The organism is Streptomyces sp. RKND-216, assembly GCF_004795255.1.
Lineage (GTDB): Bacteria > Actinomycetota > Actinomycetes > Streptomycetales > Streptomycetaceae > Streptomyces > Streptomyces hazeniae.
This window is the reverse complement of the sequence record NZ_SSBQ01000002.1, coordinates 206,583-222,555: the sequence shown is the minus strand read 5'-3', so window position 1 is coordinate 222,555 and position 15,973 is coordinate 206,583. Positions and strand designations below refer to the sequence as shown.

General features: G+C 74.0%; 14 protein-coding genes. 7 read left to right on the top strand and 7 right to left on the bottom strand.

Annotated features, from left to right (window positions below; all coding sequences use genetic code 11):
• The first annotated feature begins 4 nt into the window (after positions 1-4).
• Together E4198_RS01235 and E4198_RS01230 are read left to right on the top strand one after the other, a co-directional pair.
• A complete protein-coding gene (locus tag E4198_RS01235) occupies positions 5-799 on the top strand; it encodes an SGNH/GDSL hydrolase family protein (protein ID WP_136181482.1) in 795 nt (264 codons plus the stop codon).
• Between the two features lie 319 nt (positions 800-1,118).
• Positions 1,119-1,301, top strand: coding sequence for a hypothetical protein (locus E4198_RS01230; protein ID WP_027764635.1), 183 nt, complete (start codon positions 1,119-1,121; stop codon positions 1,299-1,301).
• A 71-nt stretch (positions 1,302-1,372) separates the two neighbouring features.
• On the opposite strand, the gene E4198_RS01225 is transcribed toward E4198_RS01230, so the two are convergent.
• Entirely contained in the window at positions 1,373-2,218 is an 846-nt protein-coding gene (locus tag E4198_RS01225) for a hypothetical protein (RefSeq protein ID WP_247597497.1), read from the bottom strand.
• A 151-nt stretch (positions 2,219-2,369) separates the two neighbouring features.
• Positions 2,370-3,011 carry a class I SAM-dependent methyltransferase gene (locus E4198_RS01220; RefSeq protein WP_136181481.1) on the bottom strand — a complete coding sequence of 214 codons (642 nt, stop codon included), beginning with the start codon at positions 3,009-3,011 and terminating at the stop codon, positions 2,370-2,372.
• Positions 3,012-3,122: 111 nt separating this feature from the next.
• Here E4198_RS01220 and E4198_RS01215 point away from each other — a divergent pair, with 111 nt between their 5' ends.
• Positions 3,123-3,515: a roadblock/LC7 domain-containing protein gene (locus E4198_RS01215; protein ID WP_027764638.1), complete on the top strand. Its 393-nt coding sequence runs from the start codon at positions 3,123-3,125 to the stop codon at positions 3,513-3,515.
• 76 nt (positions 3,516-3,591) lie between these two features.
• Here E4198_RS01215 and E4198_RS01210 read toward each other — a convergent pair whose 3' ends face one another.
• Positions 3,592-6,120, bottom strand: coding sequence for a DEAD/DEAH box helicase (locus tag E4198_RS01210; RefSeq protein WP_136185111.1), 2,529 nt, complete (start codon positions 6,118-6,120; stop codon positions 3,592-3,594).
• Positions 6,121-6,259: 139 nt separating this feature from the next.
• Between E4198_RS01210 and E4198_RS01205 the strand changes: the two genes are divergently transcribed.
• Positions 6,260-7,051, top strand: a complete 792-nt coding sequence (locus tag E4198_RS01205; RefSeq protein WP_136185110.1) for a metal-dependent hydrolase — start codon at positions 6,260-6,262, stop codon at positions 7,049-7,051.
• Between the two features lie 56 nt (positions 7,052-7,107).
• Here E4198_RS01205 and E4198_RS01200 read toward each other — a convergent pair whose 3' ends face one another.
• Both E4198_RS01200 and E4198_RS01195 read right to left on the bottom strand, forming a co-directional pair.
• Entirely contained in the window at positions 7,108-8,889 is a 1,782-nt protein-coding gene (locus E4198_RS01200) for an ABC transporter ATP-binding protein (RefSeq protein ID WP_136181480.1), read from the bottom strand.
• Positions 8,886-10,769, bottom strand: a complete 1,884-nt coding sequence (locus E4198_RS01195; RefSeq protein WP_136181479.1) for an ABC transporter ATP-binding protein — start codon at positions 10,767-10,769, stop codon at positions 8,886-8,888. Before E4198_RS01195 ends, E4198_RS01200 begins: the two co-directional genes overlap by 4 nt.
• Positions 10,770-10,910: 141 nt before the next feature.
• Here E4198_RS01195 and E4198_RS01190 point away from each other — a divergent pair, with 141 nt between their 5' ends.
• Both E4198_RS01190 and E4198_RS01185 read left to right on the top strand, forming a co-directional pair.
• On the top strand, positions 10,911-11,723 hold the full coding sequence (locus tag E4198_RS01190) for a L,D-transpeptidase family protein (RefSeq protein WP_247597496.1): 813 nt from the start codon (positions 10,911-10,913) through the stop codon (positions 11,721-11,723).
• Positions 11,724-11,895: 172 nt separating this feature from the next.
• A complete protein-coding gene (locus E4198_RS01185; protein WP_247597839.1) occupies positions 11,896-13,767 on the top strand; it encodes an ABC transporter ATP-binding protein in 1,872 nt (623 codons plus the stop codon).
• Positions 13,768-13,829: 62 nt separating this feature from the next.
• On the opposite strand, the gene E4198_RS01180 is transcribed toward E4198_RS01185, so the two are convergent.
• Together E4198_RS01180 and E4198_RS01175 are read right to left on the bottom strand one after the other, a co-directional pair.
• A complete protein-coding gene (locus E4198_RS01180) occupies positions 13,830-14,201 on the bottom strand; it encodes a VOC family protein (protein WP_136181477.1) in 372 nt (123 codons plus the stop codon).
• A gap of 43 nt (positions 14,202-14,244) precedes the next feature.
• Positions 14,245-15,321, bottom strand: a complete 1,077-nt coding sequence (locus E4198_RS01175) for a DUF2332 domain-containing protein (RefSeq protein ID WP_136181476.1) — start codon at positions 15,319-15,321, stop codon at positions 14,245-14,247.
• 93 nt (positions 15,322-15,414) lie between these two features.
• Between E4198_RS01175 and E4198_RS01170 the strand changes: the two genes are divergently transcribed.
• Positions 15,415-15,933, top strand: a complete 519-nt coding sequence (locus tag E4198_RS01170; protein ID WP_136181475.1) for an O-acetyl-ADP-ribose deacetylase — start codon at positions 15,415-15,417, stop codon at positions 15,931-15,933.
• Positions 15,934-15,973: the final 40 nt, after the last annotated feature.

Below are 15,973 nucleotides of genomic sequence, written 5' to 3'. Positions count from 1 at the left end.
CCCCATGAAGCTGCGCAGATGGAAGGCCGCGGTCACCACCGCGGTCGCCGTCCTCGGACTGACCACCCTCTCCACCAGCGCCCACGCCGCCGACACGGCGGCGCTCGACTATGTGGCGCTCGGCGACTCCTACTCCTCCGGCGTCGGCGCCGGCGCGTACAGCGGCGGCGACTGCCGGCGCAGCGCCAACGCCTACCCGGAGCTGTGGAAGGCCAACAACGCGCCCGCGTCGTTCGCCTTCACGGCCTGCTCCGGAGCGACCACGTCGGACGTGCTGGCCGGCCAGCTCGGCCCCGTCAACTCCGGCACCGACCTGGTGAGCATCAGCATCGGCGGCAACGACGCCGGCTTCGCCGACGCCATGACGACCTGCGTCGTCCTCGGCGAAGGCGCCTGCCTCGACGCCATCGCCGACGCCCGCGCCTTCATCGCGGGCACGCTCCCCGGCCGGCTGGACTCGGTCTACAACGCGATCAGCGACCGGGCCCCGAACGCCCACGTGGTCGTGCTCGGCTACCCGCACATCTACAAGGTCAACGGCACCTGCTCGTTCGGCATCAGCGAGACGTCCCGCGCGGCCATCAACTCCGCCGCGGACGACCTGCACTCCGTGACCTCCAAGCGCGCCGCCGACCACGGCTTCGCCTACGGCGACATGCGGCCCGCCTTCGAGGGTCACGAGATCTGCTCGGGCGACCGCTGGCTGCACAGCACCACCTGGCCGGTGTGGGAGTCCTACCACCCGACCGCCCAGGGCCAGTCCGGCGCCTACTACCCCGTCATGGAGAGCCTGGCCTGACGGATCCGCATCACAGGGTGTCCTCCGCATGGACGCCCTTCCCGGGGCGCGCCCCCTCCATCACAGAGGGAGCGCGCCCCGGGCGTCCGTGTGCGGGGACGAAACGTGTGGCCCGCTGTGCGACGGCCGGGGCTGCGGCGCCGGACCGCCGGACCGGGCGCGGAACGGCCGGTGCCACGGGCCGCGCGGCTACGGCATCCCGCACGAAGTGAGAACCTGGAACCCGGCGGGGCACTGCCGCACGGAACCCGGGGGACCGGGCGTGCGTTCTCTAGTGTGAACAGCGGCGGCAGCCGCTCCCGCAGAGGAGGCACTTCAGATGACCAACCGAGGCAAGATCGCCGTCGGGGGCGTGGCGGTGGGCCTGCTCCTGTGGTGGCTGACGTCGTTCTGGATCGCGCTGCTGGTGATGGTCGGCGTCCCGGTCGCCGCCTACCTGGCGCTCGACCCGTCGCAGCGGCGCAGGCTGCGCCGCGTCAGCCGCAAGGAGATCGGCAGGTAGACATCCCCGCGCGGGCGCGGCGGCCGGGTGCCCGACCGCCGCCCTGCGCTCCCGTGCGCGCCCGGGAGGCGTCAGGCGGCCGGACGTACCGCGATGCCGTCCAGGGCGCTGAGCAGTGTGGGCAGCCCCGGCCCGCGGCCGACCGGCACCACCTCGCCGGGCTCGTCGTCGAGCAGCAGGAACGCGATGTCGTCGGTGCGGGCGACCATGCTCCAGCCCGGCCCGTCGCAGCGCAGCGTGCGGGCGTCGCCGGAGGCGAACGCCGACCGTACGCGGCCTGGCGGTGGCGGGTCGTCCAGATAGGCCCGCATCTCGCGCATCACCCGCTGCACCGGGCTCGCCGCCGGACCGGGAGGCCCGTCGGCGTCCCCGGCCGGGAGAGGGGCACCGGCACCGGCACCGGCTTCGGCGCCTGCGTCGGAGAAGACCGCGGCGTCGTCGATCCGCTCGCGCCACGCCGCCCACTGGAGGGCGATCTCATCCGCCCCCATGCGCCGCTGGGCGGGCCCCCACTCCCGGGTGTCCGGGGGAGCCAGGACCTTCCACTCGCCCTCGGTGCCCGGCTCCGGCGGCGGATCGTGCGGCGCCGGGACGCCGGGCGCGGCGACCGCCACCGCGAGGGGCCAGCCGGGGAGCACCGCGCTCACCGAGCGCTCGTCGGGGGAGAGGTCGTACTCCATGCCGCAGTCCCAGGCGGCGACCGCGCAGGCGACCAGGGTGACGTCCTCGGTCGCCACCGTCCACCGGGCGCCGGCGCCGTCCTGGCCCAGTACCAGGCCGTAGCCCTCGGCGAAGGGTTCCAGGCCGAGCACGGAGCACGCCTCCGGGTAGTCGTCGCCGAGCACGCTGGGGAACTGGGCGGGTGTGAGCAGCACGGCGGTCAGCACGTAGAGCGCGTCGTCCTCGTCGGCGGTCACGATGCGACCCCTCTCCCGATCGTGCGGGTCTCGATCGTGCGGGCACCCTAACCCGCCGCGGTCCGGCAGGACAGAGAGCCGCCGGGTGGCGTGCGGCACCTCCGCCCGCGGCCGCGCGGCGCCCCCGGGCGTGCCGCTGCGGCCGCGTCGGTCAGGTCCGCGATGCCACGGCCAGGTAGCGGGCGTCGCCGTCCTCCAGCGACTCCAGACGCCAGCCGCAGGCCGCCAGCAGCGGGCGGAGGTTCTCCTCGGCCCGCAGGTCGCCGGCCTGCAGCACGTGCCCCCTGCGGGCCGCCAGCACCGCCCGCCCCAGCGGATGGAAGATCGCCAGCCGCCCGCCGGGCCGCACCACGCGGGCGAACTCGCGGAGCCCGGCCGCGGGGTCCGGCAGGTGGGTGAGCAGCCCGGCCGCGAGCACCGCGTCTGCTGCGCCGTCCCGCACCGGCAGGCGCGCCGCGTCGGCGACCGCCGGCAGCCCGGCCCGTCCGCGCCCTGCCCGCAGGGCCCGCACCGCCATCTCGGGCGTCAGGTCGAAGCCGAGCACGGCGCCGGACGGGTCCACCGCCGCCCGCAGCGGCTCCAGCGCCCGTCCCGTCCCGCTGCCCACGTCCAGCGCCACGTCGCCCGGACGCAGCCGGAGCGCGGCGACGGCGGCTCGGAACGCCGGGCCGTCGTCGGGGAACTTCGCGTCCCACCCGCCCGCGCGGGCCGCGAAGAACTCCCGCACGGACACCGGATCGTTCCTCGCCCGCCTCCGGCCCGGGTGGGCGTCGCCGCCTCCGTGTTCCGTCATCGGCTGGTCTCCGTTCGGTTCCGACCCGGTCCGCCTCCGGCCCGGAGGTTGCTCTCTGTGGCGTCGTGGGTAAGGGTGGCACGCGACCACCTTGCGAAGGGGGACCCCGGGATGGCCCTGAACACCGGACTCGACTGGTTGCTGGACGACCTCTGTCAGCGGATATCGCTCGTCCGGCACGCCCTCGTGCTCTCCAACGACGGGCTGGTGACGGCCAACAGCAGGGACCTGGAGCGCGCCGACGCCGAGCACCTGGCGGCCGTCGCCTCCGGTCTGCACAGCCTCGCCAAGGGCTCGGGCGTCCACTTCGGCGTGGGCCAGGTCCGGCAGACCATGATCGAGTTCGACGAGGGCATGCTGCTCGTCACCGCCGCCGGCGACGGCAGCTGCCTGTGCGTGCTGGCGGGCGCTGAGGCCGACATCGGGCAGATCGCCTACGAGATGACGCTCATGGTCAACCGGGTCGGCGAGCACCTGGGCGTCGACGCGCGCAACAGCGTCTGATCCGCGCCGCTCACCGCCCGGCGCGCGTGCCGCCCGGGCGGGCCGCCCACGTGCCGGCGACCCGCCCGGGCGGCCTTCACAGCTGCCCGACGGAGGTGACCTTCACGACCGCGCGGCCCTCCGCGTCGGAGGCGGTCAGGTCGATCTCGGCGGAGACGCCCCAGTCGTGGTCGCCCGACGGGTCGGCGAACGTCTGCCGCACCCGCCACAGCGCGTCCTCCGGGACCTCCTCGATCTGCAGGAGTTTCGGGCCGCGCGCGTCCGGACCGGTGCCCAACTCGTCGTACTCGTCCCAGTAGGCGTCCAGCGCCGCGCCCCAGGCGTCCGCGTCCCAGCCCGATTCGGCGTCCAGCTCGCCGAGTTCGGCGACCTTGTCCAGCGCCGCCAGCTCCACCCGCCGGAACATCGCGTTGCGCACCAGCACCCGGAACGCGCGGGCGTTCGCCGTCACCGGCCTGACCTGGTCCGCCCGGTCCTGGGCGTCCTCCGCGGTCTCCACCTCCGGATTGGCCAGCGCCTCCCACTCGTCCAGCAGGCTGGAGTCGACCTGCCGGACCATCTCGCCCAGCCACGCCACGATGTCCTCGAAGGCCTCGGACTTCAGGTCGTCCGGCACGGTGTGCTCCAGCGCCTTGTACGCGCTCGCCAGGTACCGCAGCACGATGCCCTCGGTGCGGGCCAGCTCGTAGTGCGAGACGAACTCGCTGAAGGTCATCGCCCGCTCGTACATGTCGCGGATCACCGACTTCGGGGACAGCGGGTGGTCGCCCACCCAGGGGTGCGAGCGCCGGTACAGGCCGTAGGCGTGGAAGAGGAGTTCGGCCAGCGGCTGCGGATGGGTGACGTCCATCAGCCGTTCCATCCGGTCCTCGTACTCGACGCCGTCCGCCTTCATCTGCGCGACGGCCTCGCCCTTGGCCTTGTTGGTCTGGGCGGCGAGGATCTGCCGCGGGTCGTCCAGCGTCGATTCCACCACCGACACCATGTCCAGCGCGTACGACGGCGACTCCGGGTCCAGCAGCTCGAACGCGGCAAGCGCGAAGGTGGACAGCGGCTGATTGAGGGCGAAGTCCTGCTGGAGGTCGACGGTCAGCCGGATGCGGCGGCCCTCCGCGTCCGGCTCGTCCAGCTGCTCCACCACGCCGCCGTCCAGCAGCGAACGGTAGATCGCGATGGCCCGCCGGATGTGCCGCAGCTGGGCCCGGCGGTCCTCGTGGTTGTCCTCCAGCAGCTCCCGCATCGCGGAGAACGCGTCGCCGGGCCGGGCGATCACCGCCAGCAGCATGGCGTGCGTGACGCGGAACCGCGAGGTCAGCGGCTCCGGGTCGGAGGCGATCAGCTTCTCGTAGGTCTGCTCGCTCCAGTTGACGAAACCCTCAGGGGCCTTCTTCCGGACCACCTTCCGGCGCTTCTTCGGGTCGTCGCCCGCCTTGGCGAGCGCCTTCTCGTTCTCGATGACGTGCTCCGGGGCCTGCGCCACCACGAATCCGGAGGTGTCGAAGCCGGCGCGGCCGGCGCGGCCGGCGATTTGGTGGAACTCCCGCGCCCGCAACGTACGCACCCGGGTGCCGTCGTACTTGCTCAGCGCCGTGAACAGCACCGTGCGGATCGGCACGTTGACCCCCACGCCCAGGGTGTCCGTGCCGCAGATGACCTTCAGCAGACCCGCCTGGGCCAGCCGCTCCACCAGCCGCCGGTACTTGGGCAGCATCCCGGCGTGGTGCACGCCGATCCCGTGGCGGACGTAGCGGGAGAGGTTGCGGCCGAAGCGGGTGGTGAAACGGAAGTTGCCGATCAGCGCGGCGATCTCGTCCTTCTCCGCGCGGGTGCACATGTTGATGCTCATCAGCGCCTGCGCCCGCTCCACGGCCTGTGCCTGGGTGAAGTGCACGATGTAGACCGGCGCCTGCTTGGTCTCCAGCAGCTCCGTCAGGGTCTCCGTCATGCCCGTGACGCGGTACTCGTAGCTCAACGGCACCGGCCGTGTCGCCGACCGCACCACGGCCGTGTCCCGTCCGGTGCGGCGCTTCAGGTCCTCCTCGAAACGGGAGACGTCGCCCAGCGTCGCCGACATCAGCACGAACTGTGCCTGCGGCAGCTCCAGCAGGGGGATCTGCCACGCCCAGCCGCGGTCCGGTTCGGCGTAGAAGTGGAACTCGTCCATCACGACCTGGCCGATGTCCGCGTCCCGCCCGTCGCGCAGCGCGATCGACGCCAGGACCTCGGCGGTGCAGCAGATCACCGGGGCGTCCGCGTTGACCGACGCGTCACCGGTCAGCATGCCGACGTTCTCGGTGCCGAGGATCTTGCACAGGTCGAAGAACTTCTCCGACACCAGCGCCTTGATCGGCGCGGTGTAGAAGGTCACCTCGTTGCGGGCCAGCGCCGCGAAGTGCGCCCCCGCCGCGACCAGCGACTTCCCCGAACCGGTGGGGGTGGAGAGGATCACGTTGGATCCGGACACCACTTCGATCAGGGCCTCCTCCTGCGCCGGATAGAGGCTGATGCCGCGCTCCTCCGCCCACCGCGAGAAGTTCTCGAACAGGGCGTCGGGGTCGGCTTCGGTCGGCAGCTGATCGATAAGGGTGGCTGTCACGCCCCCCATCTTGCCTGCCGCCGAACCCGGGACGGCAACCGGTGCGACGCGCTTGATCATCGACCGCTACGCTGTGTCGCCTGACGGCGGCCCTGTGGCCGCCGTCACGGCTGCGCGCACGCGACACGAACCCGGGGTGGGGATCAGCATGATGGGACCGGCGCACTCGCTCTCCGGAGCGGCGGCATGGCTCGGAGCCGGGGCGGCGGCGGCCTGGTTCGACCGGCCCATGCCCTGGCCGGTCCTGGTGGTGGGCGCCCTCATATGCGCCGGCGCGGCGCTCGCCCCCGACCTCGACCAGCCGTCGGCGACCATCTCGCGGGCTTTCGGCCCGCTGGGTCGCGGCCTGTGCACCGTCATCGGCAAGCTGTCGGAGACGGTCTACAACGCCACCCGCGGCAAGGGGGAACGCCCTCGCACCGGCGGCCACCGCACCCTCACGCACACCTGGCCGTGGGCGGTGCTCATCGGAGCGGGCTTCTCCGCCGCGGCGGTGTACGGCGGCCGGTGGGCCGTGCTGGCCATCCTCTTCGTCCACGTCGTGCTCGCCGTGGAGGGCCTGCTGTGGCGCGCGGCCCGCGTCTCCAGCGACGTGCTGGTGTGGCTGCTGGGCGCCGCCGGGGCGTGGATCCTCACCAATATCCTGATCAAGCCCGGCAACGGCGCGGAATGGCTCGTCGGCGACCCGGAGCTGCGCTACGCGTGGCTCGGCCTGCCCATCGTGCTGGGAGCACTGGTGCACAGCATCGGGGACGCGCTGACGATCTCCGGCTGCCCGATCCTGTGGCCCATACCGATAAGGGGCAAGCGGTGGTATCCGCTGGGGACACCGCGGTTCATGCGGTTCCGCGCAGGGGCGTGGGTCGAGGTCAGCGTGCTGATGCCGCTGTTCATGATCGTCGGCGGTGCGGGCGGCGTCTACGCCCTCGACCTCTTCTAGCTCCGGCACTCCGGCGCTCCGGCGCCGGGCCCGAGACCCGGCGCCGAGGGAGCCCGTCAGCCGTGCCAGCTGCGCCAGAGTGCCGCGTACGGGCCGTCGGCCGCGATCAGCGCGTCGTGGCTGCCGAGTTCGCTGATGCGCCCGTCCTCCACCACGGCGATGACGTCCGCGTCGTGCGCCGTGTGCAGGCGGTGCGCGATCGCGACCACCGTCCGCCCGTCCAGGACTCGGGCCAGCGAACGTTCCAGGTGCCGTGCCGCGCGCGGGTCGAGCAGCGACGTCGCCTCGTCGAGGACCAGCGTGTGCGGGTCGGCCAGCACCAGGCGGGCCAGCGCGATCTGCTGGGCCTGCGCGGGCGTGACCGTGCGGCCGCCGGAGCCGACCTCGCTGTCCAGGCCGTCCGGCATGGCGCGCGCCCAGCCGTCCGCGCTCACGGCGCCGAGTGCGGCCCACAGTTCGGCGTCGGACGCGTCGGTGCGGGCCAGCAGCAGGTTGTCCCGCAGGGAGCCGACGAAGACGTGGTGCTCCTGGTTGACCAGCGCGACGTGCTCGCGCACCCGTTCGGTCGGCATGCGCGACAACTCCGCGCCGCCGAGCGTCACTTCTCCGGCGCGGGCGGCGTAGATGCCGGCCAGCAGCCTGCCCAGCGTCGACTTGCCCGCCCCGGACGGACCGACCAGAGCCATCCGCGTGCCGGCCGGCACGTCGAGGGACACGCCGTGCAGCACGTCGGCGCCCGCGTGGTAGCCGAACCGGACGCGGTCCGCGGTCACGTCCCGTCCCTCCGGCCGAACGTGGTCCTCGCCGGCCTCCGTCTCGATCTCGCGCACGCCCACCAGGCGAGCCAGCGACACCTGCGCGACCTGCAGCTCGTCGTACCAGCGCAGGATCAGCCCGACGGGCTCCACCAGCATCTGGGCGAAGAGCGCACCGGTGGTGAGCTGTCCGACGGTCAGCCAGCCCTGGAGGACGAACCATCCGCCGAACATCAGCGTCGCCCCGAGCACCACCACGTGCGTGGCGTTGACCACGGGGAAGAGCACCGTGCGCAGCCACAGCGTGTACCGCTCCCAGGCGGTCCACTCGGCGATGCGCCGCTCGGAGAGGGCGACCCGGCGCCGGCCGAGCCGGTGCGCCTCGACGGTCCGGCCCGCGTCCACGGTCTCGGCCAGCGCGGCGGCGACCGCCGCGTACCCGGCGGACTCGGAGCGGTAGGCCGCTCCGGCGCGGCGGTAGTACCAGCGGCACCCGACCGTCAGCAGTGGCCCGGCGACCAGCACCGCCACCGCAAGCGGCGGCGCCGTCAGGGTCAGGGCGCTGAGGAGCAGCCCGGCCCACACCACGCCCACCGAGAGCTGCGGCACGGCCTCTCGCATGGCGTTGGAGAGCCGGTCGATGTCCGTGGTGATGCGGGACAGCAGGTCGCCGGTACCGGCGCGCTCCAGCACGCCCGGCGGCAGCGCCACCGACCGCACCAGGAAGTCCTCGCGCAGGTCCGCCAGCATCGTCTCGCCGAGCATCGCGCCGCGCAGCCGCACCAGCCGTACGAAGAACGCCTGCACGACGAGGGCGACGGCGAACAGCGCGACCGTGCGCTCCGGATGCAGGTCCCCGGAGCCGGACGACAGGTCCTCGACCACGCCGCCCAGCAGGTAGGGACCCACCATCGAGGCGGTGACCGCGACGGCGTTGACCACGACCAGCGTGGTGAAAGCGCGCCGGTGCCGCCGCGTCAGCTCGCGCACGTACGCCCGCACCGTCGCCGGAGCACCCACGGGCAGCGTGGTGACCGACTCGGGCGCGGCCGGGTCGTAGGCGGGGGGAGCTACTCCGATCATGAACGGGTGGTCCCTTCAGCGAGTTCTTCGGCCAGGTCGTCGGCGGTCTCGTCGGCACCCTCCGCCGTCCCGTGGTCCGGGGCGAGGCGGGTGCCGGCGGCGCGCTCGTCGTCTGTGTCGCGCGTGACGACGGCCCGGTAGGCCGGTGCGGTGCGCAGGAGGTCCCGGTGCGTGCCGTCGGCGGCCACCCGGTCGCCCTGCACCAGCAGCACGCGGTCCGCGCGGTCCAGCAGCAGGGGGCTGGTCGCCAGCACCACCGTGGTGCGGCCGTGGCGCAGTCGGCGGACGGCGTCGGCGACGCGCGCCTCTGTGTGCGAGTCGACGGCGCTGGTCGGCTCGTCCAGCACCAGCACCTCCGGGTCGGTGACCAGCGAGCGGGCCAGCGCAAGCCGCTGCCGCTGGCCACCGGACAGGGAGCGGCCACGTTCGGTGATCCGCGCGTCCAGCGGATCGGACACGTCCGCGGAACTCTGTGCCAGCGCGGTCAGCACGTCCTCGCACTGCGCCGCGTCCAGGGCCTCGGCGGGGGTCACCGCGCCGGAGGCGGGCACGTCCAGCAGCTCCGCCAGCGTCCCGGAGAGCAGCACGGGGTCCTTGTCCTGCACCAGCACCACGCGGCGGGCCGCCTCCAACGGCAGCCCGTCCAGCGGGACGCCGCCCAGCAGCACCGACCGCTCCTCGGCCCCGTCCGCGCCGCCCGCGGCCTCGCCGTGGGCGTGGCCTCCGAGCCGTTCGGCGAGCGCGCCCGCGGTGTCCGGGTCGCCGCAGACCACGGCGGTGAACTTCCCTTCCTCGGCGACCAGTCCGCTTGCCGGGTCGTACAGGTCGCCCGCCGGTTCCCCGGTCCGCCCGCCGTCCGCCGGAGCCCGGAGGCCCCCGTCCGCCGTGCGGCGCAGCCCCAGCACGCGTGCGGCGCGGCGCGCCGACGGGCGGGAGAAGGAGTAGGCCATGGCGAACTCCTGGAACAGCCGCAGCGGGAACAGCAGGAACGTCACCGCGCCGTAGACCGCGACCAGTTCGCCCACGGCGAGGCGGCCGTCCGCGACCATCCCGGCGCCGTGCCACACCACCGCGATGAGCAGCAGCCCCGGCAGTGCCACCTGCACCGCCTCGATCACCGCCCACATCCGTGCCGTGCGCACCGCCGCCCGCCGCACCTCCTGCGAGGCCGACCGGTACCGGCTCAGGAACAGCTCCTCGCCGCCGATGCCGCGCAGGACCCGCAGTCCGGCGACGGTGTCGGCGGCCAGCTCCGTGGCGCGGCCCGCCTTCTCACGCTGCAGGTCCGCGCGCCGGGTGGCCCGCGGCAGCAGCGGCAGCACCGCCGCCGCCAGCGCGCACACCCCGCCGGCCACCAGCACGCCGAGCTGCGGCTCGTACACCACCAGGCCCACGCACACGCCGACCGCGGTGAGCAGCGCCGCACTGAACCGGGACGCGGACTCCACGCACCAGCCGATCTTCTCGATGTCGCCCGTCGACACCGCGACCACCTCGCCCGCCGCGACCCGGCGGGTCAGAACCGCGCCCAGCTCGGCCGTGCGGCGGGCCAGCAGCTGCTGCACGCGCGCCGCGGCCGTGATCCAGTTGGTGACGGCCGTGCGGTGCAGCATCGTGTCGCCCACCGTCACCCCGGTGCCCAGTACGGCCATCAGGCCGCCGGCCTTCGCCAGGTCGGCTCCCGAACCGTCGACCACCGCCTGCACGGCGAGCCCGACCACCACCGGGAACAGGGCGATGCACACCAGGTGCAGCAGCCCCCACCCCAGCGACTTCGCCTGCCCGGCGCGCTGTCGGCCGCCCAGCCACAACAGCAGCCGCAGCCCGGACCGCACGTCGGGAACGCCGGGATCGGTGAACGGTAGGTCGCGGATCTGCATGACGTCCCAAGGCGCTCGTACGGACAGGGAATCGGTGCGGGAAGAAGAAGAGGGAGACATGCAAGGCTCGCCAAGGAGAGGGGGCCCGCGCAACGGGTTTTCCCGCGCGGACGGGCGCACGGTGATGCGACGATGGGGCGCATGCGCACACGCCCCGGAAGCAGCAGGAGCACGGTGCCCGCCTGCCACTCCCGCGCGGCCGCCGCGGCCTGCACGACCGCCGTGGCGCTGTTGCTCGCGGGCTGCGGCACGGGCCAGGACACCCCGGGCGGGGACCGCGGCTCCCACACGCAGGACGGGGGCGGGGAGGCCGACGCGACCTCCGGTGCGCGGCACCTGCCGGGTGTCGGCGCCCGCTACCGCGCCCGGATACCCGAGGCCGCCGGCCAGGTCGTCGTGGTCCACGGCGAGGGCCGCGACTCGGCCCGCTCCCGGGTGGAGTTGTGGGCCCGAGGGGGCGAGCGGGACGGCGGTGACGAGCGGGAAGGCCGCGGCGGCACCGGCGCCTGGTCGCTGGAGAAGCGCTGGCAGGGCCACAACGGCAAACGGGGCTGGACCACCGACCACCACGAGGGCGACAAGCGGACTCCGGTCGGCGTCTTCACCCTCACCGACGCGGGCGGCGTCGACGCCGCACCGGCCGGCACCGCACTGCCCTACCTGCACTCCGCCGCGTTCACGCCGCCCGCACACTGGGCGGACCGGACCGAGCACGACTTCGACCACGTCGTCGCCATCGACTACAACCGCGTCCCCGGCACCAGCCCGCTGGACCCGACCCGTCCTCGCGGCCAGGAGAAGGGCGGCTTCATCTGGCTGCACCTGGACCACGGCAGCGGCACCTCCGGCTGCGTCAGCGTGCCCCGGCGGGCGATGGAGCACCTGCTGCGCACCCTCGACCCGGACCGCCGCCCGGTCATCGTGATGGGCGACCGCGCCACGCTCCGCGACTGACCGGCGTACCCGCTCCCGGTGGCCGTCTGCGGGACAGCTGTATCCTCGGCCGGTGACCACCCCGGACCGGCGAGCCGGCCGCGGGGAGACCCCGGCGCCGTGAACCCGGCCAGGCGACCGCCCCGCACCGGCAGCCGACCAGGAGAGGAGCTCGTTGCCCCGCGAAGCACCGCTGTGGAACCCGTCGCCCGAGGACCTGAAGACCGCGCGCGAGCAGCCCGCCCAGATCCGCCGCATCCTGCGCCTGTTCCGCCCCTACCGCGGGCGACTCGCGGTCGTCGGCCTGCTCGTCGGCGCCTCCTCGCTGGTCTCGGTCGCCTCGCCCTTCCTGCTCCGCGAGATCCTCGACACCGCGATTCCCGAGCGGCGCACCGGCCTGCTCACCCTGCTTGCGCTGGGCATGATCCTCATCGCCGTCACCACCAGCGTCTTCGGCGTCCTGCAGACGCTCCTGTCCACCACCGTCGGCCAGCGCGTCATGCACGACCTGCGCACCGGCGTCTACGCCAAGCTCCAGCGGATGCCGCTCGCGTTCTTCACCCGCACACGCACCGGCGAGGTGCAGTCCCGCATCGCCAACGACATCGGCGGCATGCAGGCAACGGTGACCTCCACCGCCACCTCGCTGGTCTCCAACTTCACCAGCGTGGTGGCGACCGTCTGCGCCATGCTCGCCCTCGACTGGCGGCTCACCGCCGTCTCGCTGCTCCTGCTGCCGTTCTTCGTCTGGATCAGCCGCCGGGTGGGCCGTGAGCGCAAGGAGCACACCGCGCGCCGGCAGAAGCAGATGGCGGCGATGTCCGCAATGGTCACCGAATCCCTGTCGGTCAGCGGCATCCTGCTGGGACGCACCATGGGCCGCGCCGACTCCCTCACCGACGGCTTCGCCGACGAGTCCGCGCACCTCGCACGCCTGGAGATCCGCTCCAGCATGGCCGGGCGCTGGCGGATGGCCACCATCGGCATCGTCATGGCCGCCCTCCCCGCCCTGCTCTACTGGACCGCCGGCCTGCTCCTCCACCTCGGCGGCCCCACGCTCACCCTCGGCACCCTGGTCGCCTTCGTCACCCTGCAGCAGGGCCTGCTGCGCCCCGCCGTCTCGCTGCTCTCCACCGGCGTGGACATGCAGACCTCGCTGGCGCTCTTCCACCGCATCTTCGAGTACCTCGACCTGACGGTGGACATCACCGAGCCCGAGCGGCCGGTACGGCTGCCCGCGCCGCGCGGCGAGATCCGGCTGGAGGACGTCTCCTTCGCCTACACCCCCGGCGGGCCGCCCACCCTGCACGCCCTCGACCTCACCGTGCCCGCCGGATCCAGCCTCGCGCTGGTCGGCGCCACCGGCTCCGGCAAGACCACGCTGGGATACCTGCTGCCCCGCCTGTACGACGCCACGGCGGGCCGCGTCACCCTCGACGGCGTCGACGTCCGCGACCTGGACTTCGACACCCTGGCCCGCGCGGTCGGCGTCGTGTCCCAGGAGACCTATCTCTTCCACACCTCCGTCGCCGAGAACCTGCGCTTCGCGCGCCCCGGCGCGACCGACGAGGAACTGGCCGCGGCGGCGCGGGCCGCGCAGATCCACGAGCACATCGCGGCCCTGCCGGACGGCTATGACACCGTCGTCGGCGAACGCGGCCACCGCTTCTCCGGCGGTGAGAAGCAGCGTCTCGCCCTGGCCCGTACGATCCTCCGCGACCCGCCCGTACTGGTTCTCGACGAGGCCACCAGCGCGCTGGACACCCGGACCGAACACGCGGTGCAGGCGGCGATCGACGCGCTCTCCGCCGGCCGCACCACGGTCACCATCGCGCACCGGCTGTCCACCGTCCGCCGCGCCGACCAGATCGTCGTCCTGGACGGCGGCCGTATCGCCGAACGCGGTACGCACACCGAACTGCTGGCCCGGGGAGGCCGTTACGCCGCCCTGGTCCGGCGGGAATCCGCAGAACCGGAGGGCCCGCCGGAGGACGGAGCGGCGGAGCAACCCGCGGACGGGCAGGGGGAGGACGCCGGAGCCCGGGCGGGCAGCCCGGTCGCGTGACGTGCGGTCGGGTGACGTGCGGTCGGGTGACGTGCCGCCGGGAGACGCGCCTCGGGGGAGCGTCAGCCGGTGGGCCGCCGCTTGGGCGGGAACACGCAGAACTCGTTGCCCTCGGGGTCGGTCAGCACGTCCCACTCCCGGCCGCCGCCGCGGCGCCGCAGCAGCTTCGCCCCCAGGGTCACCATCTCGTCGGTGTTGCCGTAGACGTCGAGGTGCATCCGGTTCTTCACCGTCTTGGGCTCGGGCACCGGGTTGATCCACAGCACCGGCCCGTGGCCGGTCGGGTCGTACAAAGGCACCGGCCACTCGTCCGGACGGCTCTCCCGGCCCGCCGGGGACTCCCGCCGCAGGTAGCCCAGCGCACGGCACCACCAGTCGGCGAGCGCCTGGTGATCCAGGGCGTCCAGGGTCACGGACTTGAAGCGAGCGGGCATGCACGCAGGGTACCGATCACTACGACCCCCCGCATTCCGCCACTCAGCCGGTGAACGCCCGCGCGGGCAGCCCGTGCGGCGCGGCCTCTGCCAGCAACTCCTCCGCTCCGCCGTCCACCCGCACCGAGAGCAGGAAGCGGTGGTCGTCACCCACACGGCGGGGCTCGAAGGCGACGTGCGCGAAGCCGGCGTCCGGCCCGCTCGCCGCGGCCAGCCGGTCCAGCTCCCGCTCCACCCGCTCCCACGCCTCCCCGGGAACGTACTGCCGCATCACCGAGTGCCACACGACGGTCAGCGTGCCCGGCCGCAGCCGAACGCCGGCCAGGAACGCGTCCGCGTCCTGCCGCGCCACCGGGGCCGGCACCTCGCTCGCCCGCCGCAGCGCTCCCTCCAGCCGCGCGCTGCGCGCCGTCTGGTCCGGCCACAGGTACGCGCGCAGCACCAGCGCGCCGGCCGGGGACAGCGGATCGACCGGGTCCCGGTCGCAGCCGCGCCGCTCGACCACGCGCAGCTCGGGTGACCGGGCGACGGCCTCCGTGAGCCATTCCGGGACCGGCCGTTCCCAGCCGTGGCGCAGCTCGACGGACGAGCCCTCGGGGCCCCAGGCGAGGCCGGGCGCGGTCAGCCGGAAGCCGTCCGCGAGCAGGTTGAGACCGGCGCTCGAACCGACCTCGAACAGGCGCACCGGCATCGGCCGCCGGGCTGCGGCGTGCAGCGCACCGGCCAGCAGCACGTTCGACCGGCCCACCTCGTTGGTCTGCGGCGGCCGCTCCATCCAGTCCCGCACGTGCGGTAGGTGCCCGGCCACCGCGGCGCGGAACGCCGCCCACAGATCGTCCTCCCGCGCCGGATCGAAGGTGCCGCCCGCGCTCGGGTAGTGGGCCGCCAGCGCCGGGACGCGGCCGGTGAGTACCAGCGCGTGCACGCCCCCGAGCAGCCGCAGGGCGACCGCGTCCGGACCCGGCGCCTCCTCGTATCCGTCCAGCGCCTCGGCGCACACTCCGCCGTACCGCACGTCCCCGGCGACCCGTCGCAGCACCGCCGCGTAGAGCGGCGAGCCGAGCTCGCCGCAGGCCGCGGCCTGGAACTCGATCATCCGGACGAGGTGGGAGGACGTCATGATCCGATGCTCACCCGTGCGGCGCGGCCCGCGCAACGGTTTCCCGGGGCCGCGGGGCCGTCAAGTGCCGCACCGCGGTGGCACCATGAACACATGACGGCACTGAGGCTGGTACGGGGCGACCTCACCGAGCAGCGGGTGGACGCGGTGGTCAACGCCGCCAACTCGTCCCTGCTCGGCGGCGGGGGAGTGGACGGCGCGATCCACCGCGCGGGCGGGCCGGAGGTCCTCGCCGAGTGCCGCGAGCTCCGCGCCTCCCACTACGGCGGCGGGCTGCCCACCGGACAAGCCGTGGCCACCACCGCGGGCCGCCTCCCCGCCCGCTGGGTCGTCCATACCGTCGGACCGGTGCACAGCCGCAGCGAGGACCGCTCCGCGCAGCTGGCCTCCTGCTACCGCGAGTCGCTGCGCGTCGCCCGCGAACTCGGGGCGCGCACGGTTGCCTTCCCCGCCGTCTCGACCGGCGTCTACCGCTGGCCGGCCGACGACGCCGCACGCATCGCGGTGGCCGCCGTCCGGGAGACCGTGGCCTCCGCACCGGACGCGTTCGAGGAGGTCCGCTTCGTCGTCCTCGACGCCCCCGCCGAACAGGCCTTCCACGGCCTGCTCTGACTCCCCCGGTTGCACCGGGGAGGCGGAAACGCCGGCTCGG

Bases quoted from the DNA above. Each gene is read 5' to 3' on its own strand.
- E4198_RS01235 (WP_136181482.1), top strand. From the start codon at position 5: ATGAAGCTGCGCAGATGGAAGGCCGCGGTCACCACCGCGGTCGCCGTC.
- E4198_RS01230 (WP_027764635.1), top strand. From the start codon at position 1,119: ATGACCAACCGAGGCAAGATCGCCGTCGGGGGCGTGGCGGTGGGCCTG.
- E4198_RS01220 (WP_136181481.1), bottom strand. From the start codon at position 3,011: ATGACGGAACACGGAGGCGGCGACGCCCACCCGGGCCGGAGGCGGGCG.
- E4198_RS01215 (WP_027764638.1), top strand. From the start codon at position 3,123: ATGGCCCTGAACACCGGACTCGACTGGTTGCTGGACGACCTCTGTCAG.
- E4198_RS01210 (WP_136185111.1), bottom strand. From the start codon at position 6,120: ATGGGGGGCGTGACAGCCACCCTTATCGATCAGCTGCCGACCGAAGCC.
- E4198_RS01205 (WP_136185110.1), top strand. From the start codon at position 6,260: ATGATGGGACCGGCGCACTCGCTCTCCGGAGCGGCGGCATGGCTCGGA.
- E4198_RS01200 (WP_136181480.1), bottom strand. From the start codon at position 8,889: ATGATCGGAGTAGCTCCCCCCGCCTACGACCCGGCCGCGCCCGAGTCG.
- E4198_RS01195 (WP_136181479.1), bottom strand. From the start codon at position 10,769: ATGCAGATCCGCGACCTACCGTTCACCGATCCCGGCGTTCCCGACGTG.
- E4198_RS01190 (WP_247597496.1), top strand. From the start codon at position 10,911: ATGCGCACACGCCCCGGAAGCAGCAGGAGCACGGTGCCCGCCTGCCAC.
- E4198_RS01180 (WP_136181477.1), bottom strand. From the start codon at position 14,201: ATGCCCGCTCGCTTCAAGTCCGTGACCCTGGACGCCCTGGATCACCAG.
- E4198_RS01175 (WP_136181476.1), bottom strand. From the start codon at position 15,321: ATGACGTCCTCCCACCTCGTCCGGATGATCGAGTTCCAGGCCGCGGCC.
- E4198_RS01170 (WP_136181475.1), top strand. From the start codon at position 15,415: ATGACGGCACTGAGGCTGGTACGGGGCGACCTCACCGAGCAGCGGGTG.